The organism is Flammeovirgaceae bacterium (assembly GCA_015180985.1).
Classification (GTDB): Bacteria; Bacteroidota; Bacteroidia; order Cytophagales; family Cyclobacteriaceae; genus UBA2336.
In genome coordinates, this window is sequence record CP054185.1 from 224,902 (window position 1) to 246,541 (window position 21,640).

Consider the following 21,640-nt stretch of genomic DNA (forward strand, 5'->3'; position numbering starts at 1 on the left):
GGCCTGCCGGGTTAACGTTAACCTATAACCCATATTGCTATGATACTACTTGACTTTGGTATGGGCAGCGAGTTCCTGACAGCCTTAGGAGTTGCCCTGCTGGCCACCATAATTCTCAGCATCGTACTCGGCACGCTTTTATATAAACGCAAAATCAGCAAGCGCCAGAAAGAACTGGACCAGAAAGCCAAGCTGATTTTAAAAGAAGCCGAAATCGCTGCTGAAAACCTGAAGAAAGACAAAATCATCGAGGCCAAAGAAAAAATCCTCAAAATGAAATCAGAGTTTGAGGAAGAGGCCAACCGCAAGAAAAACCAGATCATCAGCAACGAACAAAAGGTAAAACAGCGTGAAGCACAGATAAACAAAGAACTGGAGCAGGTAAAACGTAAAGAAGCCGAACTGGCCGACATGCAACAAACCCTCGCCCAACAACTGGAACAGGTGCGCAAACGCAGGGAAGAACAGGAAAAGTTTAACCAACAGAAAGTTCAGATACTCGAAAACATTTCCAAGCTTACTGCCGAAGAAGCCCGCGAGCAGCTGGTGGCCTCTTTAAAAGACGAAGCCCAGACACGGGCTGCCTCCTTCATAAAAGACATCATGGAACAGGCCAAGCTCACGGCCACCAAAGAAGCGAAGAAAATTGTGGTGGAAACCATCCAGCGCACCGCCACTGAACATGCTATCGAAAACTGCGTGTCGGTGTTTAACATCGAAAGCGATGACATCAAAGGAAAAATCATCGGGCGCGAAGGGCGCAACATCCGGGCGCTTGAAGCGGCCACCGGTGTTGAAATTATTGTTGACGATACACCCGAAGCCATCATCATCAGCGGTTTTGACCCCGTACGCAGAGAAATTGCCAGGCTCTCGCTCCACCGCCTGGTGCAGGACGGCCGCATACACCCCGCCCGCATCGAAGAAATTGTGGCAAAAACCACCAAGAATATTGAAGATGAAATCGTGGAACTGGGCGAACGCACCGTTATCGACCTGGGCATTCACGGCCTCCATCCCGAACTGGTAAAAATGGTGGGCCGCATGCGGTTTCGCTCGTCCTACGGACAAAACCTGCTGCAACACTCACGCGAAGTAGCCAACCTGTGTGCCGTGATGGCAGCCGAACTGGGATTAAACGTAAAGCAAGCGAAACGAGCCGGTCTGTTGCATGATATCGGCAAAGTGTGGCCTGAAGAACTGGAAAAGCCCCACGCCATTGTGGGCATGGAACTGGCTCAGAAGTATAAAGAACATCCTGCGGTTTGCAACGCCATTGGCGCCCACCACGATGAGATTGAAATGACCAGCATTATCTCGCCCATTGTACAGGCCTGCGATGCCATCAGTGGGGCACGGCCCGGGGCAAGGCGCGAGGTGATGGAGCAATACATTAAGCGACTGAAGGAACTGGAGGAACTGGGCACCAGTTTCGATGGCGTTGAAAAATGCTATGCCATCCAGGCCGGGCGCGAACTGCGTGTAATACTTGATGCTGAAAAAGTAAGCGATGAACGTGCCAGTCAGCTTAGTTTTGAAATATCGCAGAAAATTGAACGCGATATGCAGTATCCCGGCCAGATAAAAGTTACGGTCATCCGGGAGATGCGCAGCGTAGCCTACGCCAAATAATATGATTGTTCAATTTGAACAACCCGGAACAAAAGGTGCTTTCTTCATTGAGGAAGATGGAAAGCGCCTGGCGGAGATGACCTTCAGCTTGGCCGGTAATCGGGTACTCATTATCGATCATACAGAAGTTTCAGATGCACTGCGCGGTAAAGGAACCGGCAAACAATTGGTGGAGGCTGCTGTGCAGTACGCCCGCGAGAAAAAAATAAAAATCCTGCCGCTTTGTCCGTTTGCCAAAGCGGTCTTTGAAAAATCAAAATCATACCACGATGTACTGGATTCGTAAATCTTTCTTTCTCCGTATCCTTGCCTGTACCGTCATTTTCTTAATAGGCTGCAAAACCCAGGAAATATCGTTACAGGCAACCGAATGGAAATTATTACACCTCGGCCAGGATGATGTAAGTATGCTGCAAAACCCGGTAACGCTGACTTTTACCGAAAACGAAAGCCGCATCAGCGGCTTTGGTGGTTGCAACCGCTATTTCGGTTCTTTCAGCCAATCCGGTAACCGGATTAGTTTTACAGGTGTGGGTTCTACCAAAATGTACTGCGATGAAACCATGAATGTTGAAGACACCTTCTTCCGGTTGCTCAATGAAGTTGATGCATTCAATGTGCAGGGAGAAAAACTGGTGTTGCTAAAGGGCGCAACTCCGCTGCTCGAATTTACCAGGGGCCGGTAACACTACTTCATCAACTCCACAATTTCCCGCTCATCAATACGGATATCATCTTCACCCACTTCATCAAACGGATGTTCAAGGTGGTCCTGAATGTTATCCAGGCTAACCAGAATAAAGCTGTACAACACGGGCATTACATACTCCAGGTGGGCGGAATAATCGTGAAAGGTGCTGGCGAAATACGGGCCGTAAATGATCGGGAAAATGTAAATAAACACTTTGCTGTAGGCCCGTAAGGTAACCGGTGTGCGGTACGCATGGATTATTTTAAGGTTATCGAAAGCAATAATCATTTTGCTTACGTATTGGCTTACCCGCGAAATCTCACCACTCTGAACCCCCAGGCTCCTCAATTCCATAGTCAATGCCGAGAGGGTGGAAAATAAACTGTAAATCTTAACCTCATTATCATGCCACTCATGCCGTTGCGATGAGGTAAACATGCTCCTCATTAGTTGGGTTAAGTCGTTAACCAGTTTTCGCGTACGTTCGGGCAAATCGCTGTCTTTATTTGTAGTCCAGTCGCGGGTGGCGTAATAAATGGCAATGGCATGCCCCTTAAAATCCGATAGCCGCTGTAAAGCCGTCTCCCTGCGGTTATAGGCCGAGCCGATTGAAAAGACCACCGGAAAAACGATGGCTACACCCACCAGCATATCCGGAAACTTGGCGGTAAGGCCAAGGTGAAAACAAATGTAGGTTGATACCACCGCCAGGATGGTGATGATAAGGGTTTTATAGTTAATGATGAGGAAGAAACTTTTAAATACACGTTTCATTGGGTTGCAGATTTAGGCAACCCAAGTTTCTTAAAAACCCGAATATTAACAAATGATTAAGATCAGGTTACGCGGATGTTAAGGATGCCTATTCCTGAAGGATTTCAACCTCTACGCGCACATTCTTTTTTGCATTGGCACTGTGTCGATCGTACAGCGGCCGCTTGCCACCCCAGGCTTTAATTTCAATCCGGCTACCATCAATACCGTTAACCATCAGGTACTCCTTAATGGTTTCGGCCCGCTGGAAGGACAGGTCTTTTGCCGAGCCGATGGTTTGCCGGGCACCGTCCAGCGAGAAAAAATTCTGCTCAGAGCCCAGTTGAAGAATTTTACCGTGGTAATTGCCATTGGTGTGCCCGTGCAGTTTAATGCGGTAGTTTGGATTTTCCTTCATCATCTCTACCAGGCTGGTCAGTTCGTACTTTGATTCCGGCAGCATAATGGCTGCATCGTTAAAAAAGTAAACGTGGTAGAGTGTGGCAATGTCGCCCCGATGGTACCGAATCATATCGAACTTCACGGCCAGGGTAGTTCCCATCAGTTCGATGTAGGGCTTAATGGTGTCGCGCAAGGGCAACGGATAATTTATTTCAACTTGTTGTTTGCGGTAGCCGAAGACTTCGGCAATGAGCGTGAGCTGACCGGATTTGGTTTTGGGATCGGGAAGAATGAGGTACTCATTTCCTTTAACCGTGGTAATTAACCGGTTTCTTTCTGTATCAATTACCTGAACATCTCCGTCAATAACCCGGTTGTTGGTAGCATTATACAGGCTAAGGAATACTTCGGTATTACCCAGCGTCATCACCGGGTACTGAACAAGTTTCTGCTCTTCTTCAGGTTCAGGCTCATCTGCCGGCAGTGTAGTTACCGGCTTTTCTTCAACCGGTGGTATGGGTTGTGGTGCGGGTGTTGTCTCAACAGGTTTTGTTTCTGCTTTGGGTGTGGTTTCGTTAACGGCTGGTTTTTCTGCCAGTACAATATCGCCTGATACCACGCGCACCCAGGCATCGGTAAACTGACCTTTTAAACGAACCTGCTGCATTTCTACCAGTGCAGATTTCAGATCAGTAAAGTAATTGAGGTAAACAAAGTATAGTTTCTTCTTTGTGTTAAAGCCATAGCGGGCCGTGTGGCCGCTGGCCGATAGCTGTTGTGTGTATCGGTTTGCATAATCTTCACGGGTGCTGGCATAGGCGGCAACTACCACGTAATAGCCGGCTTTTAACTCACCGGCCGACTGGCCAACAACGCAAAAACTTTGCAGTACTAGGATCAGAAAGAAGACCCGGGAGGTAAAAAAATTCATGTAAGATAGGCTTGGTTTATACTCAATATTCACCAAAAAAAACAAGAATTTCAAGGCTTGGCATTCGGAACGACCTAAAAGTTAAGGTATTAACCCATGTAAGGTTTAATGATTTCCCGTAAAAAGCCAAAGCCATACCCGGTTAGCTGAACCAGCGCTGAGGGTATGCTGAGCAAGGCAACGGTAACTGACTTGGTGGTAAGTCCGGCATCGGCACCAATGGCGGCCAAGTAAACCAGGTACAACGTTATAGTGAGTTTAAACAGGAAGGAACTCACCACCAGCACTACCGGCAGGCTGGCCAATCCGATAACAAAGACAGCCGGAAACCAATGAACTACTTTTACCTCGCCCGGGTGAGCCCTGCCCACACGCACCCGCCCTCGCCCGAAGCCGGCTACTTGCCTATAAAATTGCTTCAATGATGTTCTGCGTTTATGAAATACATACGCATCTTCAATAAGCATAATGCGAAACCCCGCCTTTCGTATGCGTACGCTTAATTCAATGTCTTCGGCCAGCCGATCGAAGTGAAAGCCGCCCGTTGCTTCAAATACCTTACGCGATATACCCATGTTAAAGCTGCGCGGTTGAAATTTTTCAGCTACCCGTTTGCTGCCGCGTATGCCCCCGGTTGTTAATACCGATGCCATGGTGTAAGCCATGGCTTGCTGTACCGGGGTGAAATCAGCATGCCCGCGATCAGGACCACCCCACGCATCAATGCCCTCTTCGCGCAGTACGTTATAAACAATTTGAAAATAATCCGGAGGGATTATGCAGTCTGAATCAAAATAAACAAAGTAATTACCTGCTGCTTTTTCACTTCCGTAGTTGCGGCCGGGGCCGGGCCCCGCATTGGGTTTATAAAAGTATTGAATGCGAAGTTTATCGCGACAGGCATCGACAACCGTATCGCAGCGAACAGACGAACCGTCTTCAACAACAAGTACCTCAAAGTCTGTAAAGGTTTGCTGCGCGAGGCTTTCCAGCAACTCGCGGATTTCATCGGGCCGGTTATAAACCGGAACGATTACGGAAAAGGTAACCGCAGCAGACATAGTCACCTGGCAAAAGTAAGTAAAGATTTACCGATCAACCGAACTATTCGCTTCTGAGTTTTCGTAACTTCGGGACTCATTCAAAAACTTCAACATGAAAAAATACCTCCTGCTGCTTGCCTTGCTTCCGGTTGCCCTCCAGGCACAAAATTATGCTGCTGATGTGCAAACGGTTGATACCATTATTGCCGCGTTGTACAATGTTATCTGCGGAGAGCCGGGTGAGCCGCGCGACTGGAACCGGTTTAAAAACCTGTTCGCTGCCGATGCCAGGCTGATCCCTACGGTAAAAAGCCAGGACGGTAAGATTGCTTACCGGGCGTTAAGCCCTGATGAGTATGTACAACTGTTCAGCAGCCGCATACCTACGGGCTTTTTCGAGCGCGAACTGCACCGCGTTACTGAGCAATTTGGTACGGTTACGCATGCCTTCAGCACCTATGAAACCCGCGAGCGCAAAGACGGCCCGGTAACCAATCGCGGCATCAACAGCATTCAGTTATTTCATGATGGCTCCCGGTATTACATTATAAGTGTCTTCTGGTGTGCCGAAAGCATAGGATATGTGTTACCAGAAAAATATTTGAAGTAATGCCCCGGCTATTTAAAGCATCCCCCTCTTTCCCCCCTCAAGGGGGGAAGCTAAGTCTGTTCATTATGAAGTTACTTCCAATTGTTTTTATCACCCATTGCTTCATTGTCACTGCCCAAAAAAGCAGGTCTGTAAACATGGATGCAATAGCCATAAAACATGCTGTAACTTCGTTCAAAGAGTTCTACGACATGTTAAGCCTGCCCAACGATGCGCACTATCTTGACGACATTGAAAAAAATGTGCAGTGGTGTGAAGCCGCTTTTGCCAAACGGAACTTTACCAGCAAACGGTTAAATACCGCCACCGTGCCCTTGCTGCTGGCCGAACGGAAGGTTAAGAAACCGGTGAAGACAACCAAAACGGTATTGATTTACCTGCAGATTGACGGCCAGCCGGTAAACCCGGCACAATGGAACCAGGAGAGCCCGTGGAAACCCACGTTGAAAGAAAAAGATGCACAGGGTACTTGGAACCCCATTCCGTATGAGCGCCTCTTTGAAGGCTACGATTCCGACTGGCGCATTTTTGCGCGTGCCGCCTCCGATGCCAAAGGGCCGGCAGCCGCATTTCTTGCCTCACTCGATGCACTGGACGAACTGAAACGGGAACCCACCTTCAACATAAAGGTGATCATGGACTTTGAGGAAGAACTGGGCTCGCCCAACCTGCCCGGTGCGGTAGAAAAATACCGCAGCGACCTGGCCGCAGATATGTTTATTATTTTTGATGGCCCCCGGCATATTAGCAATCAACCCACCCTGAGTTTTGGCGCACGCGGCATCTGCACTATAACCCTTACCGTTTTTGGTCCGCGCAATCCGGCACACAGCGGCAACTACGGCAACTTTACGCCCAACCCGGCCTTGCGCCTGGCCCAGCTGCTCGCCTCTATGAAAGATGATGAAGGCCGTGTACTGATTCCCGGCTTTAATGATGGCGTTGTGCTGACGGCAGAAGAAAAGAAAATCCTAAGCCAGGTACCTGATGACGAGCAGCAGATTAAAAAGTTTCTTGGTATTGCCGAGCGCGACAAGGTGGGCGATAACTTTCAGGAATCCATTCAGTACCCCACACTGAATATCCGAGGACTTAATGCCCTGTATGTTGGCAGTGAAGCCCGTACGTTAATCCCCGATAAAGCCGTTGCCGAAATTGATATCCGGCTGGTACCTTCCAGCGATGCTGAAAGGTTAATCGGGTTGGTGCGCAGGCATGTGGAGAGCAAGGGGTATTATATTATTGATCGCACGCCCACGGAAGAAGAGCGGCTCACGTACCCGCGCATCGCATCGTTTACATCAAGTGTTGCGTACGGTCCGTTCCAAACACCGTTCAACTCCGAAGCAGGCCTTTGGCTGAGCCGGGCTATGGTCAAAGCATTCGGTAAAGAACCCGTTAAGATCAGGATGACGGGCGGCTCCATTCCCATATCACCGTTTGTAACCACGCTGGGCATACCGGCAGTAAGCGTACCCACCGTAAACCCCGATAATAACCAGCATGCCGAAAACGAAAACATCCGGGTTGGTAATTATGTAGATGCCGTGAAAACATTTTTGGCTATTTTGATGGAACCTTTGTAGTCGAGAATTTCATTGCACAAGTTAAGCTAAGTGGTTTAAAGGGCCCCACTATGCTAAACATAGGCTATCTTCAGAAATTAACACAACCCCTTATCTTTGTTTAGTCACTACCTGTTCCATGCGCTCACGCTTCGAAAACTGGTTACTCGGTCCCCAGCCCATACCCTCGCACCTGGAATATAAAACCGCCCTTTTGCGGGCCACACTGGCTATCATTTCAATAACGGTGGGTGCGGTTTACATCATTGCGGATGCCTTTTATCGCATTACCGGAAATTCACCGTTCTACATTTTCGCAATGATTGCCGGAACCATTACCCTGCTCTTAAACCGCAGGCGTTATTTTACGCTGGCCAGTATTGTTTTTATGATTGCCATTAACGGGGTTGTTTTTCTGTTTGCCGACAGCGACCCTTTTTACACCGGCATTTATGCATACTTTATCTGCACCAGCCTGACCGCCTTTGCCTTATTTGGCATTCAGAAAAAATTTCTTGCACTGGGCTTCAGTGCGCTGGCTTTGATTTTGTGCCTCACCGCTTACTGGACGGAAGGCCACCTGCTAAACCATAACGTGGTGCCTCCTGCCTATGCCAACATTTACCTTACCATTAATATTACCGTAGCACTGGTTACCAGTGTGGCTATAATTTACTTCCTCACCACACTTAACCAACACTCCGAAAGGATATTGCAAAATCAAAACAACCAGCTTGCCAAAGCGAATGCTGAACTGGATCAGTTTGCCTACAGCGTTTCGCACGACCTGCGCGCACCGCTCAGCTCCATCCTCGGGCTGATAAACCTGTATAACCTGGCGAAGAGCGAATCAGAAAAAGACAGCCTGGTAGCCCTGATCAGCGGGCGTGTAAACACGTTGGATCAATTCATCCGCGACATCCTCGATAACTCGCGCAACTCGCGCATGGAAATAAAATTGGAAGAAGTAAAACTGTCCGACATGATCCGCCAGGTGGTGAGTCAGCTAAGCCACATGCGCGATTTTGGCAAGCAGGAGTTGCAATTACATGTGCCGGAAACCTTCAGCATCATTACTGATGCAGGTCGCCTGCGGATGATCCTGTCGAACCTGATAAGCAATGCCGTAAAGTATTACGATCCGGCCAAGCCCAATCCCTACATCCGCATTTCGGCCGGCATCGAAAATCCGCACTGGTACCTTACCGTTGAAGATAACGGGCTGGGCATTTCGGATAACCACCGCGGAAAACTGTTCGATATGTTTTACCGCGCACATGCCCATGGCGAAGGCTCCGGCCTGGGGCTATATATTGTTAACGAAGTGTGTAAAAAAATGGGAGGCAGCATCTCGGTTAAAACGGTGTATGGCGAAGGATCTTCGTTTACGGTAAGGTTGCCGCTTATAAATTTATAAAGCACCGATCAATTTTATTTTTACTCGTGATTGCTTCGCTTGCCGGGAGGAGCCAAAAAACAATTACATATTTCGCCTTCCATGCTTGAACGGCTGCCCAGATGGGAATGCTGATACCATCACCATCCGACTCTCATGAATTGACAATACCCTACCAAATCAAAGGTGACACCCTTGTTGAAACCGATAAAAACAATACAAAGACTTACTACCTGATGTTACGTACTTAGTGATGCCTTAATGCCTTTGAGTCTTTGTGGCAAGAAAAAATCTACGAAATTAAGCCACGAAGACACCAAGTCACCAAGATTTCACAAAGAAAAAGATAACGTGCGTAACAGCAGCTATTTCCTCAGAAAGAAATAAAGTTCTTTTAACCTACCACCTTCATTTTGCCGGCAGGCAATTCATCCATACCCACCCGGTCAATCACAAGGTAATCTTTCTTTGAAAGCGACTGGCGCGTAATCAGTTCGGCCAAAAAGCCGGTTACAAAAAGCTGCACCCCGATCACTACGGCTACCAGCGCCAGGTAAAATATGGGTTGCTGGGTAATATCACGCTTTAGCGGAATGTGAGAGAAATAAACCGAGTCAATCTTATCCCAGAAAAGTTTAGCGGTAAAAACAAATCCGGCCAGAAAAGAAAGAATGCCGAGCGTTCCGAAAAAATGCATCGGCCGCAAGGCAAAACGGCCTACAAAGGTTATGGTAAGCAAATCGAGGAAGCCGCGCACAAACCGTTCAAAGCCGAACTTGGTATGGCCGTATTTGCGCTCGCGGTGCTCCACCACCTTTTCGCCAATTTTTTTAAAGCCGGCCCACTTGGCTATAACGGGTATGTACCGGTGCATTTCGCCATACACCGAGATGTGCTTTACCACGGCTTTATCGTACGCTTTCAGGCCGCAGTTAAAATCGTGCAGGTTGATACCCGACAACCTGCGTGTAACGGCATTGAAAAATTTAGACGGTACGGTCTTACTAAGCGGGTCGTTGCGTTTTTTCTTCCAGCCCGATACCAGGTGGTAGCCCTCCTGCTTAATCATGTTGTACAGAGCGGGTATTTCATCAGGGCTGTCCTGCAGGTCGGCATCCATCGTGATAATTACTTCGCCCTGTGCGGCACGAAAGCCCGTTTGCAACGCAGCCGATTTACCATAGTTACGGTTAAACCGAATGCCTTTAATATTGGGACTGGCCTGACTCAGCAATACAATTTGCTGCCATGAGTTATCGGTGCTGCCGTCATCCACAAACAGCACCTCATAGGATAAGCCGTGCGCTTCCATCACACGGCTTATCCATTGAGTCAGTTCGTTCAGCGACTCCTCTTCGTCCAGTACTGGAATGACAAGCGATATATTCAGATTACTCATTTACACCATTTCCGGCTGGTTTTTCTTTACAATCAGGCCGGTAATCAGCGACAAGATAATATACCAGATTAATCCGGTAAAATAGCCTTTAACTAATCCGAATGCAGTAAAGTTTTGCGGCATATCTTCACGCATTTTTTCAATCTGCTCTTCGATGGCATCTGGAGGCGCCCCCCAGTTTTCCATGGTCTTTTCGGTATTGGCAATAATGGCATCAACCATGTTACCGGGTAAGTCGGGATCAATAACAAAATACAGTAAAAACGAAAACGCTGTGGAGATCACTCCGGCAACAGCAAAAACCAGAAGGCCATGAAGGTAGGCCTTTCCAAATGGGATGTAACCGCCAATTTGATTGCGGTAATTTATTCCCGCATAAATTACCATGCCGATGCCCAATACAGTTGCAATGATGATAAATGTGAAGCCTGCCATTAAGGTGTAATCAACGGCATACAGCAGCATAACCAATACCGTAGTTACACCGGCCAGGATAGCGCCCCATTTAATAGCATGATTTACAAGGGTTGGTGATGAGGTGTTCTCTTCCATAACTAATTTGTTTTAGGTTGTTTTCGTAAGATGACTGACATTATAATGCTTACAAGCAGGCCGATTACGAAGCTTTGGGCCAGGTAGGTGGAGGCCAGTTGCGCCATGTTAGTCGATGGAAGGCTTTTTAAATTACTTTCATAAACCTCTTTTCCGATGCGCTGGATATCCTCCTCAGGAAAGTTTTTAAGGTAGTCGGTCATTTGCCGAACATAGGAAGGCACAAATTCGCTTTCCAGGGTACCGAAAATCCAAAAGAACAAAGCGCCCAGCAGGCCTGCCACGGCTACCATTATAAAACTGCCGGCCATACCCTGCCAGAAATACAAGGCCCCATCCTGGTGATAATCGCGGAATTCGCGCAGGGAAAAGAAAATAAAAATGCCGTACAGGATAATGCGAAAATCAAGAAACGGAGCCACCATAAGCGGGTGCCGCCCCAGGTAGAACATGGTTATCATCAGCGACACGGCCAGCACCGAGGCAATAGCTCCCCAGCGAATTGAAATAAGTGCCAAACTCCGCAACATGAATTTCCGGTTAATCGTCAATGCGCTGCCGGCCATTATTAAAAACAGCCACGGCTTTTCCTTTTATCGGTTTACCGTACCATGGCGAATTTACCGACTTGCTGAAATTGCTATTTTCATCAAACGTCCAGGTACGCTCCGGGTCAAACAAGGTAAGGTTGGCTTTTGCATCTACATCAACGATTGGCAGTTCAAGACCTAACACCTTGCGCGGGGCCACCGTTACTTTTTCAATCAGTACTTCCCACTTTACCAGTTCAGCCAAAGCCACCAGGTTGGCGCCCATGGTTTGCAGGTTGATGATGCCCGGCTCGGCATGATCAAATTCCACGTTCTTGCTTTCAATATCCTGTGGCAGGTGGCCTGAGCAGATAACATCGATAGTACCATCATTAAGCCCCCGGATCAGCGCATCGTTATCGCGTTTTTCACGCAAGGGCGGATTCACTTTATAATTTGTATCGAACCCGGCCAGCATAGTGTCATCCAGCAGGGGTTGATAGGCTGCGATATCGCAGGTTACCGGTAATTTTTTCTTAGCACTCCGGAGCAGATTAACCGATCGGGCCGATGAAAGACGGGCGATGTGCAACCGGCCACCGGCATACTGAAGTAAATCGAGGTTGCGGTGAATGGCTACCTCTTCGGCCAGGCGCGGCATTCCTTTTAACCCCAGCATGGTGCTTTGAACACCTTCATGCATTTGCCCGAACATGTTCAGCCAGATGTCTTCGGGATGATCAATCAGCACACCATTAAACTGCTGCAGGTATTGCAGGGCTTTCAGAAAAATATCAGTGTTCCAAATGGTTTTTAGTCCATCGGTAAAGCCCACGGCACCGGCCTGGTGCAGGTCCATCATTTCGGTCAGTTCTTCCCCTTTGGTGTTACGGGTAACCGCGGCTAGTGCATGCACGTGTACCAGGCGGCTGCTGTTGGCACTGGTCAGGTAGGTAACATCGTTTTTGCTTTGAATGGCCGGCTGGGTATTGGGCAGTACGGCTATTTCGGTAAACCCTCCGGCCATGGCGGCCTTGGCTACCGACTCCAGGTCTTCTTTGTGCTCAAAGCCCGGGTCGCCAACATACGTGCCCAGGTCAAACCACCCGGGGCTCAGCAGCATGCCCTCGGCTTTTATCACTTTATCGGCCTGGTAATTTTTTTCACCGATATCGGTTACGCGACCGTTTTGAACAACAACGTTTCGTATTTTTTTATGAAAAGGTGAGTTGGGGTCGAGAATTTTGGCAGACTGAATAAGTACTTTCATTAAGTCTTATTTAAGAAACCGGACCAGCAAAATTTCCACCAGCAGGAAGAGTAACGCCAACAGTATCGCATATTTCCATAAAGGTGTCCCCAAATATCTGGCTTTTATTTCGTTGCTGAAAGTTTCGGATGTATTTGATTCGAAAATGGTAATTTTTTTACCATTACCCAGTTTTTCTTTAACCGCCTGTGGGGTATATTGATCCAGTAACGACTCCAGTTTACTTTGATTCAACGCGAGAAGGCCAAGGGTATCGGTCCGGTGCAAAGCATAATAAAATCCGGCATTCATTGAAAACCGGGGCAACTCCATCACCAGCCGGCTGCCCACCTTGCGCTGTGGGGGTATAACTTCCTGTTGCCCGGCCAGCCGCACCGGCTGTTCGCCCGCCAGGCTGTCGGCCCGCAAGGTAATAATGGGCTGCGTTAACAGGTAATAGGGCTTATTTTCAACTTTCTTACCGGTGGAAGCCATCCGATACATAACCGGCAGAAACAAAAAGTTACTGGCAAAATCGGTGTACTCGTTTGTAAGTGGTGAAGCCAGCAGGTACGTTAAGCCTGTTCGGCCAAAACGCGATAAAAAAGGTTGCTCGTTTTTTAGTCGGAGCAAAGCGGAGCGGTCAGCCCCCCAATCGAGGATCCTTCGGGCCACCGGCAATGCCAGCCGGGTGTTTCGCTCTTCAAACACATTTTCGAAAAAAGGATTATTTAGGTCGGGTGGTGCCAATTCCAGGTTCTCGAGGTCCTCAGCTTTTTTCAACGTTACTATTCCGGTTATCGTCTGGTAGTCCTTTAATTGCGGATTGGCCGATGGAATAATTAACAAGGTTCGTCCGGAGGCACGGTAATCATTAAGCACTTGCTGAAGCGGAGGCTCAACCCGATCCAAGCTGTTTAGCACAACCAAATCAGCCTCCAGCAGCTCGCTGTAGTTTATGTTACCTGAAAGAAAAGAACGGAAGGAGAACACCGACTTGTTTCCAAATACTTTTTCAATCACGGTGGCTGCCGGTATTGATTTGATCTCCAACACCCGTATTTTATCCGAAAAATTAAGCGAAAGATAAAACTCATTATCAAACGCCACCGGATAATCGTTAAAACTAATAACCGCCCGACTAAACCGGCTTAAACCGGTTACAATGTCAAAGGATGTTTGTGCTGTAGATTTTGCGGGTATGGAAACCATTGCCGTACCCGCTTGTATATTATTAATACTTAACTTAAGCAGCAACTGCTCCACGGATTTTGTGCCCTCATTGCGCAGGCGCACATGGAGCGTATTTTTTTCGCCACCTACAACAAACGGGCTTTCCAACCAGGCCGTATCGGCAAAGATATTGGCCTGTGGCATACGGGTGATGGGAACCAGGTGAAGGCGTTGGGAACTATCGGTTAACCATTGAGCATGCGGCTCACCAAATGTTGACTTTTGGAAATCGGATATCCAGAATATATCAGTAGCTGCCTGGCCCTCAGAATTGGTGATGCGTTCACGAACCTCATTAACGGTGCGACTAATGGGGCTTAGCCTTACCTGCGTTAGCAGATCAGTGACCTCGGTTTTGGTTTTGAACGAATTGGAGAAAGGAGCAAAGTCATTCGTTACCAACTGATAGCGTGTATCCGGTGGAAAAACTTCAATAACCTGTTGGGCAAAATTGATACCCGCGTCCAGTGCACGCACATTGTCATGCGAAGGTACCGACATGCTCATGGAGTTATCCACATACAACGTTATGCTACGCATGGCCGAAACCTGTTCGGTAGCAGGAATAAAGGGCTGGGCAAAAGCCAGTACCAGAAACAGGAGAAACAGGAGCCGGGCTGCCAGAATCAGGTAATGTTTGAGTTTTCGTTTGGCAGAAGTAGCCTGCTGTACCTGGCGCAGAAACCGGTTGGATGAAAAATAAACCCGCTGGGTCTTCCGGAAACTAAATAGGTGAATGAGTACCGGAATAGCCAGCACACTTAATGCCCATAGAAAGCCAGGCGATACAAAACTCATTGTTGCAAAATACGATTACAAACTACGATTTACGAATTACCAACCCGCAAGTTGCATCAAATTATACAACCGGTAGTGACTTTGCATAATCACTCTGATTCTATTCATAAAAAAACAGGTGTATGAACCGGGCACGTTTAACTCCGCCAATCAATTCAGGATCCCTGGCCGATATCGCTTTCCTGCTGATATCATTCTTCCTGTTAACCACTGTAATTAAAAATGAAAAAGGCATTGCTATACTTTTACCATCGTATTTACCAACCGATCCGCTTCCTGTTCATGAACGAAATATTTTGAGAATACAAATCAATTCACAGAATCAGTTCATGGTAGAAAATCAACACCGACCAAGCCTGTACGGATTAAAAGAAGAGATTAAACAATTCATACTGAATTATGGTGTTATTCCAAATGCCTCCGAAAATCCGGAAAAAGCCATCGTATCACTCCGGGCCGATCGGGGTACCCGTTATGGTATAGTTATTCTGGCGCTGGACGAGATCCAGTCGGCATACTATGAAATTTATGCTCAACGGGCAGGCATTTCACCCGAACAATTTAGAAACCTTGATTTAACGATACCGGCCGACCGGCTGCTTTACGAAAAGGGTAAGCAAGGAATTCCGATGAATATTTCCATCGCAGAGCCAACGGCTGTAAAATAAAAAACCCGGTTCCGTTGCGAACCGGGTTTTTTTTCTGTGCAATCAGGCCTGCTTACCACCCAGCATCACCAGGTCATTCACGTTGATTTCGGTGATGTAGCGCTTTTCACCGGCACTGGTTTCGTACACGCGGTGTACCAGTTTACCTTCAATGGCCACTTCGTTTCCTTTCTTCAGGTATTTCTCGGCTATGCCCGCCAGTTTACCCCAGATGACCACGTTGTGCCACTGCGTATCCTGCACCTTTTCACCTTTTTGATTTTTGTACGAATCTGAAGTAGCAATGGAGAATGAGGCCCGCGTCTTGTCGCCAAACGTTTTCACTTCCGGGTCTTTGCCTAACCGACCGATTAACTGCACGCTGTTTCTTAAACTTTTCATAACGGTATTGTTTATTGGTTTAACATACGATTTTGTGAATTGCGCCAACCGAATAGTGTCGATTGACGATGCAAAGGTGTGGGCATAAAAAAACCCGACTCGTATGATAATCGCTTATTTTCGGTTATATTCGTTTGTAAACGTTTAGCAACGCTTAAGAAATAAGCAAAAATCAGCGAAATCATGGCAAAAAACGATGAAAAGGTGTGCCTGGAGTGCGGGGAAAAAATAAAAGGCCGGGCCGACAAAAAATTCTGTTCCGACCCGTGCCGCATCAGTTATAACAACAAACTGAACAGCGATGAAACCAACTACATGCGCAACGTAAACAACATTTTGCGCAAAAACAGGCGCATTCTGACCGAGTTGAACACCACCGGTAAAACCCGCGTAAGCCGAAGTAAACTGAACGAGAAAGGTTTTGATTTCACCTATTTTACAGGAACCTACACCACCAAAGAAGGAGCCGTGTACAAATACTGTTATGAACAGGGGTATCTGGAAATGGACAAGGATTACTTCCTGTTAGTAGTAAAAAAAGAAATGTAGGCTACCAGCCAAAACGTTCCGGATCAAATTGATTCAGGGAAACGGATGGTCTTTCCCGGTTAACTATCTCGCCCACCAACTTACCGGTGCCCGGCCCTAAACTCAATCCCATCATGGAGTGACCCGTAGCAATGACCAGGTTGGAGAAACTTCTAGATCGGCCGATGTACGGCAGGCCATCAGGCGAGCAGGGACGAAGCCCATGCCACACGTCCTTCGCATCAGGCATATTAATTTTTATATCAGGATAATACCGGGGAATGGCGTTCACGATTCCTTTTACCCGATTCATATTTATAGAGTGATCTACACCGGTTATCTCCATGGTACCGCCAAAGCGCAGCGAACTGCCCATTGGCGTTACGGCTACACGCGCTTCCAGAAAGATGGAAGGTATGCGCGAATTCTTTGCTATGTTGTTTAGGGTAAAACTGTATCCCTTGCCGGCCTGCATCGGCAGGGTAATGCCCAGTTTGGAAACAAGCAACCCTGACCATGAACCTGTGGCAATAACCACTTCATCAAAATCGAAATGGCCTTTATTTGTTATTACCGATTTTATCTTGTCTGCTCCAATCGTAAAATCCTGCACCTCGGTTAATGTATGGAAAGCAACACCATTAGCTATTAAATAAGGAATCCACTGGCTTACCAACGCCTGCGGAGTGATGTGGGCATCGCCCGGATAATAAACTCCTCCTCTTACACTCACCCGCATATCGGGTTCAAGTTCCTGCACTTCAGCTGCCGAAAGCACACGCGCCTCAATACCGAGCTTATTGGCAAAAGTTGCCGCTTCAATTTCTTCGTGCCCGGTTTCTTTTGTTTGGTAGAGCATCAGCAAACCCCGCTCATGGAATCCAAAATCAAACGGAAGCTCTTTAGCCAGTTGCTGGTACATGGCTTTGCTGAGCAGGCTAAGTTCTTTCAAAGCCGGGGCAGCACGCTCAACATGATCTTTGGTTGAATGCCGGTAAAACTGCCAGCCCCATTTTAACAGGTTACCGCTCAGGCGTGGCCTTACATAAAACGGACTGGTTGAGTTGAACATCCAGCGGATACCTTTGCTAATCATGCCCGGTGCGGCCAGTGGAATAATGTGGCTGGGCACAATCATGCCGGCATTGCCAAAGGAGCAGCCGTCTTTTAAATCGCTTTGATCAATAACGATAACCTGGTGGCCTGCCCGCATTAAATAGTAAGCCGAACTCAGTCCGATAATTCCTCCTCCGATAATTCCTACCTGAGCCATAATCTAATCGTAATGAAATTTGCAGGAGATTATCCGGATTTCCGAATCGGTTACTTCATAAACCAGTCGGTGTTCACGGGTTATTCGCCTTGACCATTTTCCTTTTAAAGAGTGTTTTAAAGGTTCGGGTTTACCAATTCCTGCAAATGGATTCTCAGAAATTCCGGTAATCAAGGCAACAATTCGAATAGCAATCTGTGGCTGAGTCGCCTTCCATTCATCTAATTGCATCAGCGCTTCCCTGCTGAATACAATCTTTCTCATTTCAAATATTTTTCCTGGAGTTCAGCCAAGGTAAAGGGTATACCTTCTCCCAGTTTAATTTCTTCTATTGATTTATATAGGTGTTTTCGATTGGCTTCGGTTGACAATAGATAATCAGTTTCGTCAATCACCTCGGTCACGGTTATTTCAATTTCTTTATCCTGAAAAGCCTCTTGAATCGACTTTAGAATATCTTCAGTAAGCTGGCTTGCCTTTATTCTATACGTTGTAATCATAATATAAAGGTAATAAATGTATCAAATTACCTGAAACCCATACGCATACGGATCATCTTCCGGGACGATGGTTATTGTGTTGAAACCGTACACCCTTGCCCAGCCTTCAACACTGGGTATGATGGCCGGCTTACCGCTTAGTTCTGTCTCTTCTTCTATTCTGCCGATAAACGTTGAGCCGATGATGCTTTCATGAATGAAGGCTTCGCCTTTTTTCAGTTTTCCTTTGGCATACCACTGTGCCATACGTGCCGATGTACCGGTACCACAGGGTGAACGATCGATTGCCTTATCACCATAAAATACTGCGTTACGTGCCGTAGCGCCAGGGTCAATCGGTTGGCCTGTCCAAAGGATGTGGCTGCACCCGTTGATGGTGGAGTTTTCCGGATGCACGAAGGTATAGTTGGCATTGATGTTTTTCCGCAACACACGGCTCCAGCTAATCAGCTGGTCGGCCGTGAAGTGCTCAAGCCCCGGAAAATTTTTCTGTACATCCACAATGGCATAAAAATTTCCGCCATAGGAAACGTCCACGGTAAGTTCGCCCAGGCCCGGGCATTCGGCCTTTAAATTTTCGGCAGCCAGGTAGGCTTTTACATTTCTGATTTTTACCGACTTCACTTTTTTGCCCTCCTGTTTGTATTCCACGCGAACGAGTCCGGCAGGCACTTCCAGGTTAAGCACACCCGGAGTTTTTGGCTTTACCAGGCCGTGTTCAATGGCAACCGTTACCGTACCGATGGTGCCATGCCCGCACATGGGCAGACAGCCGCTGGTTTCGATAAATAAAATACCAGCATCGTTGGCCGGATCGGATGGTAGGTATAAAATGCTGCCGCTCATCATATCATGGCCACGCGGTTCAAACATCAGCCCTTTACGAATCCAGTCATATTCTCGCATAAAATGCTGCCGCTTTTCACTCATGTTGGCACCTTGAAGTTGCGGGCCGCCTTCGGCAACTACCCGAACGGGGTTACCACACGTGTGCGCATCAATGCATTTGAAAATGTTCATCCTGTTGGTTGTTGGTTATTAGTTGTTAGCAGAGCAGCCGGCAGGAAGCCAAAAGTCTGCAATCAGTTTCAGTCAAGGTCATTTTTCCCACTTTCCGTCAACCAATCGCCATATACCCAGGGGATTGCTGTTTTTCAATTCTTCGGGCAACAGGGCATCGGCAAAATTCTGAAAAGCCACCGGCCTTGCAAATCGCTTAATGGCATCGGTACCCACTGCGGTGAAGCGCGAATCGGTTGTGGCAGGGAAGGGTCCGCCATGCATCATCGAAGGACAAACCTCTACGCCTGTCGGCACACCATTCATAATAATTCGTCCTGCTTTCTCCGCTAGGATGTTGAGCAAGTTTCGATGTTTTATCAGCTCCGGTTCATCGGCAATAACTGTAGTAGTTAACTGACCCCGGATGCGGTTCACCACGGCATGAAGTTCATCAATAGTTCTGCAACGGATGATTAACGAAAACGGTCCGAAAACCTCTTCGGCCAGAGCCGGGTTTTTAATAAACTCTTCGCCCGGTGCCGAAGCTACCAGGGGGCGGCCTTGTTCTTTGCCGCCAGCATCTGCCGCTTGTCCTTCAACAGTAACGCCCTTCTGTGCTAGAGTCTCTTTTAATTTCTTATGGTAATTATCGGCAATACCCTGGTGCAGCATTGTCCCCGGCAGAACCTTCCCGATTTCAGACGAAAGACTTTGTATGAACCGATTCAATCCATCGCCTTCTATAGCTATGATTAGTCCAGGATTCGTGCAAAACTGCCCAACACCCAGCGTGATGGAGGCCGCTAATTTATTAGCCGTTGTTTCCGCATCGCGCGAAAGTGTTTCAGGCAAAAGCATAACCGGGTTGATGCTGCTCATTTCAGCAAAAACCGGTATCGGTTCAGGACGTTGATTAGCCAGATCAAAAAGTGCTTTACCTCCGGCAAAAGAACCTGTAAAGCCTACGGCTTTTGTAAGCGGGTGTTTTACCAACGCTTGCCCAACGTCAAAACCGGCCCCGTACACATGCTGAAAAACACCTTTGGGCATGCCGGTTTTTTCCATGGCTTTTTGAATGGCCGATGCCACCAGGGTTGATGTTTCCGCGTGTGCAGGATGTGCCTTTACCACTACAGTACACCCGGCGGCAAGAGCTGATGCCGTGTCACCACCGGCAGTTGAATAGGCTAGCGGAAAGTTTGCAGCTCCAAAAACTACCACTGGTCCGATGGGCACAAGCATTTTGCGTATATCGGGCTTAGGTGCCGGCATGCGGTTGGGTAGGGCGGTGTCAATCCGTGCTTCAATCCACGAGCCTTCTTCAACCAAATCGGCAAACATGCGGCAATGCCAGGTGGTGCGGCTGCGCTCATTGATAATGCGGGCTTCGGGCAGGTTGGTTTCGCGCATGGCGGTTTGCACCAAGGTATTACCCAGAGCTTCTATTTCATCGGCAATGGCCCGCAGAAACCCGGCCTTTTTCTTGCCTGAAAAATTCTTGTACGACAAAAACGCCAGGTGAGATTCCTGCATCGTTTTGCTCAGGTCTTCCGGTGTGGTGTCAGTAAACGTCATTTGTACAGCAGGGTGTCAGTACGTAGTATTACAATTTCGGGCGGCTATTGATTCCGGCACGGATAATTTTTAAAACCCGTTCGCGTTCTTCACCAACCAGTGGCAGGCGCGGTGCGCGTACCTGCTCCGAACCTAAACCCACCTCCTGTTCAGCCAGTTTAATGTACTGCACTAGCTTCGGGTGGATGTCTAATTCAAGTAAAGGCAGGAACCACCGATAAATTTTCAACGCCTCATCTGTCTTTCCTGCCTTGGTGAGTTTATACACAGCAACAGTCTCTTCAGGAAAAGCACAAACAAGTCCGGCTACCCAGCCATGTGCTCCGAGTACCAACTCTTCCATAGCCAGGGTATCGACACCGCACAAGATTTTAAACCGATCGCCAAAGCGGTTAATCATGCGTGTAACATTCGATACATCGCGGGTAGATTCTTTTACGGCCTGTACGTTTTTAATGGCAGCCAGTTCAGCAAACATATCAATGGTTACTTCAACTTTGTAATCAACCGGGTTGTTATATACCATGATTGGCAATGAGGTTGAATCGGCTACCGCCTTGAAAAAGGCTACTGTTTCGCGGTGGTCAGACTTGTACCGCATGGGGGGCAGCATCATTAATCCCTTAGCACCGTTTTTTTCCGCTTCGGCTGCCTGCTTTACCGCTTCGCGTGTGCTCCCTTCGGCAATGTTTATCACCACCGGAACCTTTCCGGCAACTTTTTCAACAGTAAATTTTAGCAGCGCTAATTTTTCTTCATTGTTCAGTACACTCGCTTCTCCCAACGTACCCCCAAGGATTACGCCCTCAACGCCAGCAGTAAGTTGGGCCTTCAGGTTTTTTTCAAAAAGAACAAAATCAAGCTTGTCCTCAGCTGTAAACTTGGTGGTTAATGCCGGGTAAACACCATTCCATGAAATCATACACAGT

23 protein-coding genes are annotated in these 21,640 nt (G+C 47.7%); 8 read left to right on the forward strand and 15 right to left on the reverse strand.

Translation table 11 applies throughout. The features are described 5' to 3' along the window. Positions 1-60: 60 nt before the first annotated feature. Genes rny through HRU69_01035 form a run of 3 tightly spaced genes read left to right on the forward strand, consistent with a single transcriptional unit; the run spans position 61 to position 2,318 of the window. Positions 61-1,632, forward strand: coding sequence for a ribonuclease Y (gene rny, locus HRU69_01025; GenBank protein QOI98791.1), 1,572 nt, complete (start codon positions 61-63; stop codon positions 1,630-1,632). Position 1,633: 1 nt separating this feature from the next. After that, the gene (locus HRU69_01030) at positions 1,634-1,918 is read left to right on the forward strand and encodes an N-acetyltransferase (GenBank protein QOI96143.1); all 285 of its coding nucleotides are present in this window, start codon (positions 1,634-1,636) and stop codon (positions 1,916-1,918) included. After that, entirely contained in the window at positions 1,902-2,318 is a 417-nt protein-coding gene (locus HRU69_01035; GenBank protein QOI96144.1) for an META domain-containing protein, read from the forward strand. Before HRU69_01030 ends, HRU69_01035 begins: the two co-directional genes overlap by 17 nt. A gap of 2 nt (positions 2,319-2,320) precedes the next feature. Here HRU69_01035 and HRU69_01040 read toward each other — a convergent pair whose 3' ends face one another. The 3 genes from HRU69_01040 to HRU69_01050 all read right to left on the reverse strand — a co-directional run bounded on the left by HRU69_01040 (position 2,321) and on the right by HRU69_01050 (position 5,470). Continuing rightward, on the reverse strand, positions 2,321-3,097 hold the full coding sequence (locus tag HRU69_01040) for a hypothetical protein (protein QOI96145.1): 777 nt from the start codon (positions 3,095-3,097) through the stop codon (positions 2,321-2,323). 88 nt (positions 3,098-3,185) lie between these two features. Continuing rightward, entirely contained in the window at positions 3,186-4,409 is a 1,224-nt protein-coding gene (locus tag HRU69_01045; GenBank protein QOI96146.1) for an OmpA family protein, read from the reverse strand. Positions 4,410-4,498: 89 nt separating this feature from the next. Beyond that, entirely contained in the window at positions 4,499-5,470 is a 972-nt protein-coding gene (locus HRU69_01050; GenBank protein QOI96147.1) for a glycosyltransferase, read from the reverse strand. Positions 5,471-5,564: 94 nt separating this feature from the next. Between HRU69_01050 and HRU69_01055 the strand changes: the two genes are divergently transcribed. The 3 genes from HRU69_01055 (at position 5,565) to HRU69_01065 (ending at position 9,044) form a co-directional block, all read left to right on the forward strand. Further along, entirely contained in the window at positions 5,565-6,062 is a 498-nt protein-coding gene (locus HRU69_01055; protein QOI96148.1) for a hypothetical protein, read from the forward strand. Positions 6,063-6,127: 65 nt separating this feature from the next. After that, a complete protein-coding gene (locus HRU69_01060; protein ID QOI96149.1) occupies positions 6,128-7,648 on the forward strand; it encodes a M20/M25/M40 family metallo-hydrolase in 1,521 nt (506 codons plus the stop codon). Between the two features lie 118 nt (positions 7,649-7,766). After that, complete coding sequence (locus HRU69_01065; GenBank protein ID QOI96150.1) at positions 7,767-9,044, forward strand: HAMP domain-containing histidine kinase; 1,278 nt, start codon at positions 7,767-7,769, stop codon at positions 9,042-9,044. 373 nt (positions 9,045-9,417) lie between these two features. Here HRU69_01065 and HRU69_01070 read toward each other — a convergent pair whose 3' ends face one another. The 5 genes from HRU69_01070 to HRU69_01090 are packed head-to-tail and all read right to left on the reverse strand — an operon-like array spanning position 9,418 to position 14,784. Continuing rightward, the gene (locus tag HRU69_01070; protein ID QOI96151.1) at positions 9,418-10,422 is read right to left on the reverse strand and encodes a glycosyltransferase family 2 protein; all 1,005 of its coding nucleotides are present in this window, start codon (positions 10,420-10,422) and stop codon (positions 9,418-9,420) included. Continuing rightward, positions 10,423-10,974: a DUF4199 domain-containing protein gene (locus tag HRU69_01075; protein ID QOI96152.1), complete on the reverse strand. Its 552-nt coding sequence runs from the start codon at positions 10,972-10,974 to the stop codon at positions 10,423-10,425. 2 nt (positions 10,975-10,976) lie between these two features. After that, a complete protein-coding gene (locus tag HRU69_01080) occupies positions 10,977-11,504 on the reverse strand; it encodes a DUF4199 domain-containing protein (GenBank protein ID QOI96153.1) in 528 nt (175 codons plus the stop codon). 10 nt (positions 11,505-11,514) lie between these two features. Beyond that, positions 11,515-12,774, reverse strand: coding sequence for a dihydroorotase (pyrC, locus tag HRU69_01085; GenBank protein QOI96154.1), 1,260 nt, complete (start codon positions 12,772-12,774; stop codon positions 11,515-11,517). Positions 12,775-12,780: 6 nt separating this feature from the next. After that, positions 12,781-14,784 (reverse strand): BatA domain-containing protein, encoded by a 2,004-nt coding sequence (locus HRU69_01090; protein ID QOI96155.1) that lies wholly within the window; start codon positions 14,782-14,784, stop codon positions 12,781-12,783. Positions 14,785-14,906: 122 nt separating this feature from the next. Here HRU69_01090 and HRU69_01095 point away from each other — a divergent pair, with 122 nt between their 5' ends. After that, entirely contained in the window at positions 14,907-15,452 is a 546-nt protein-coding gene (locus HRU69_01095) for a biopolymer transporter ExbD (GenBank protein ID QOI96156.1), read from the forward strand. A gap of 42 nt (positions 15,453-15,494) precedes the next feature. Here HRU69_01095 and HRU69_01100 read toward each other — a convergent pair whose 3' ends face one another. Further along, positions 15,495-15,833, reverse strand: a complete 339-nt coding sequence (locus tag HRU69_01100) for a single-stranded DNA-binding protein (protein ID QOI96157.1) — start codon at positions 15,831-15,833, stop codon at positions 15,495-15,497. A 183-nt stretch (positions 15,834-16,016) separates the two neighbouring features. On the opposite strand from HRU69_01100, the gene HRU69_01105 reads away from it, so the two are divergent. Next, the gene (locus HRU69_01105) at positions 16,017-16,382 is read left to right on the forward strand and encodes a hypothetical protein (GenBank protein QOI96158.1); all 366 of its coding nucleotides are present in this window, start codon (positions 16,017-16,019) and stop codon (positions 16,380-16,382) included. A gap of 1 nt (position 16,383) precedes the next feature. Here the strand turns inward: HRU69_01105 and HRU69_01110 are convergent, their stop codons facing one another. From HRU69_01110 to HRU69_01135, 6 genes are all read right to left on the reverse strand, one after another. Further along, complete coding sequence (locus HRU69_01110) at positions 16,384-17,634, reverse strand: FAD-dependent oxidoreductase (GenBank protein QOI96159.1); 1,251 nt, start codon at positions 17,632-17,634, stop codon at positions 16,384-16,386. A 3-nt stretch (positions 17,635-17,637) separates the two neighbouring features. Beyond that, a complete protein-coding gene (locus HRU69_01115; GenBank protein QOI96160.1) occupies positions 17,638-17,898 on the reverse strand; it encodes a Txe/YoeB family addiction module toxin in 261 nt (86 codons plus the stop codon). Next, positions 17,895-18,134, reverse strand: coding sequence for a hypothetical protein (locus HRU69_01120; protein QOI96161.1), 240 nt, complete (start codon positions 18,132-18,134; stop codon positions 17,895-17,897). Before HRU69_01120 ends, HRU69_01115 begins: the two co-directional genes overlap by 4 nt. A gap of 21 nt (positions 18,135-18,155) precedes the next feature. Then, positions 18,156-19,154 carry a 4-hydroxyproline epimerase gene (locus tag HRU69_01125; GenBank protein ID QOI96162.1) on the reverse strand — a complete coding sequence of 333 codons (999 nt, stop codon included), beginning with the start codon at positions 19,152-19,154 and terminating at the stop codon, positions 18,156-18,158. Positions 19,155-19,232: 78 nt separating this feature from the next. Beyond that, a complete protein-coding gene (locus HRU69_01130) occupies positions 19,233-20,711 on the reverse strand; it encodes an aldehyde dehydrogenase (NADP(+)) (protein QOI96163.1) in 1,479 nt (492 codons plus the stop codon). Between the two features lie 28 nt (positions 20,712-20,739). Further along, positions 20,740-21,633, reverse strand: a complete 894-nt coding sequence (locus HRU69_01135; GenBank protein QOI96164.1) for a dihydrodipicolinate synthase family protein — start codon at positions 21,631-21,633, stop codon at positions 20,740-20,742. Positions 21,634-21,640 lie beyond the last annotated feature (7 nt).

What these genes read in the sequence shown, in the direction of transcription:
- rny (QOI98791.1), top strand. Translation starts at nt 61, where the DNA reads ATGGGCAGCGAGTTCCTGACAGCCTTAGGAGTTGCCCTGCTGGCCACC.
- HRU69_01030 (QOI96143.1), top strand. Translation starts at nt 1,634, where the DNA reads ATGATTGTTCAATTTGAACAACCCGGAACAAAAGGTGCTTTCTTCATT.
- HRU69_01035 (QOI96144.1), top strand. Translation starts at nt 1,902, where the DNA reads ATGTACTGGATTCGTAAATCTTTCTTTCTCCGTATCCTTGCCTGTACC.
- HRU69_01040 (QOI96145.1), bottom strand. Translation starts at nt 3,097, where the DNA reads ATGAAACGTGTATTTAAAAGTTTCTTCCTCATCATTAACTATAAAACC.
- HRU69_01045 (QOI96146.1), bottom strand. Translation starts at nt 4,409, where the DNA reads ATGAATTTTTTTACCTCCCGGGTCTTCTTTCTGATCCTAGTACTGCAA.
- HRU69_01050 (QOI96147.1), bottom strand. Translation starts at nt 5,470, where the DNA reads ATGTCTGCTGCGGTTACCTTTTCCGTAATCGTTCCGGTTTATAACCGG.
- HRU69_01055 (QOI96148.1), top strand. Translation starts at nt 5,565, where the DNA reads ATGAAAAAATACCTCCTGCTGCTTGCCTTGCTTCCGGTTGCCCTCCAG.
- HRU69_01060 (QOI96149.1), top strand. Translation starts at nt 6,128, where the DNA reads ATGAAGTTACTTCCAATTGTTTTTATCACCCATTGCTTCATTGTCACT.
- HRU69_01065 (QOI96150.1), top strand. Translation starts at nt 7,767, where the DNA reads ATGCGCTCACGCTTCGAAAACTGGTTACTCGGTCCCCAGCCCATACCC.
- HRU69_01070 (QOI96151.1), bottom strand. Translation starts at nt 10,422, where the DNA reads ATGAGTAATCTGAATATATCGCTTGTCATTCCAGTACTGGACGAAGAG.
- HRU69_01075 (QOI96152.1), bottom strand. Translation starts at nt 10,974, where the DNA reads ATGGAAGAGAACACCTCATCACCAACCCTTGTAAATCATGCTATTAAA.
- HRU69_01080 (QOI96153.1), bottom strand. Translation starts at nt 11,504, where the DNA reads ATGTTGCGGAGTTTGGCACTTATTTCAATTCGCTGGGGAGCTATTGCC.
- pyrC (QOI96154.1), bottom strand. Translation starts at nt 12,774, where the DNA reads ATGAAAGTACTTATTCAGTCTGCCAAAATTCTCGACCCCAACTCACCT.
- HRU69_01090 (QOI96155.1), bottom strand. Translation starts at nt 14,784, where the DNA reads ATGAGTTTTGTATCGCCTGGCTTTCTATGGGCATTAAGTGTGCTGGCT.
- HRU69_01095 (QOI96156.1), top strand. Translation starts at nt 14,907, where the DNA reads ATGAACCGGGCACGTTTAACTCCGCCAATCAATTCAGGATCCCTGGCC.
- HRU69_01100 (QOI96157.1), bottom strand. Translation starts at nt 15,833, where the DNA reads ATGAAAAGTTTAAGAAACAGCGTGCAGTTAATCGGTCGGTTAGGCAAA.
- HRU69_01105 (QOI96158.1), top strand. Translation starts at nt 16,017, where the DNA reads ATGGCAAAAAACGATGAAAAGGTGTGCCTGGAGTGCGGGGAAAAAATA.
- HRU69_01110 (QOI96159.1), bottom strand. Translation starts at nt 17,634, where the DNA reads ATGGCTCAGGTAGGAATTATCGGAGGAGGAATTATCGGACTGAGTTCG.
- HRU69_01115 (QOI96160.1), bottom strand. Translation starts at nt 17,898, where the DNA reads ATGAGAAAGATTGTATTCAGCAGGGAAGCGCTGATGCAATTAGATGAA.
- HRU69_01120 (QOI96161.1), bottom strand. Translation starts at nt 18,134, where the DNA reads ATGATTACAACGTATAGAATAAAGGCAAGCCAGCTTACTGAAGATATT.
- HRU69_01125 (QOI96162.1), bottom strand. Translation starts at nt 19,154, where the DNA reads ATGAACATTTTCAAATGCATTGATGCGCACACGTGTGGTAACCCCGTT.
- HRU69_01130 (QOI96163.1), bottom strand. Translation starts at nt 20,711, where the DNA reads ATGACGTTTACTGACACCACACCGGAAGACCTGAGCAAAACGATGCAG.
- HRU69_01135 (QOI96164.1), bottom strand. Translation starts at nt 21,633, where the DNA reads ATGATTTCATGGAATGGTGTTTACCCGGCATTAACCACCAAGTTTACA.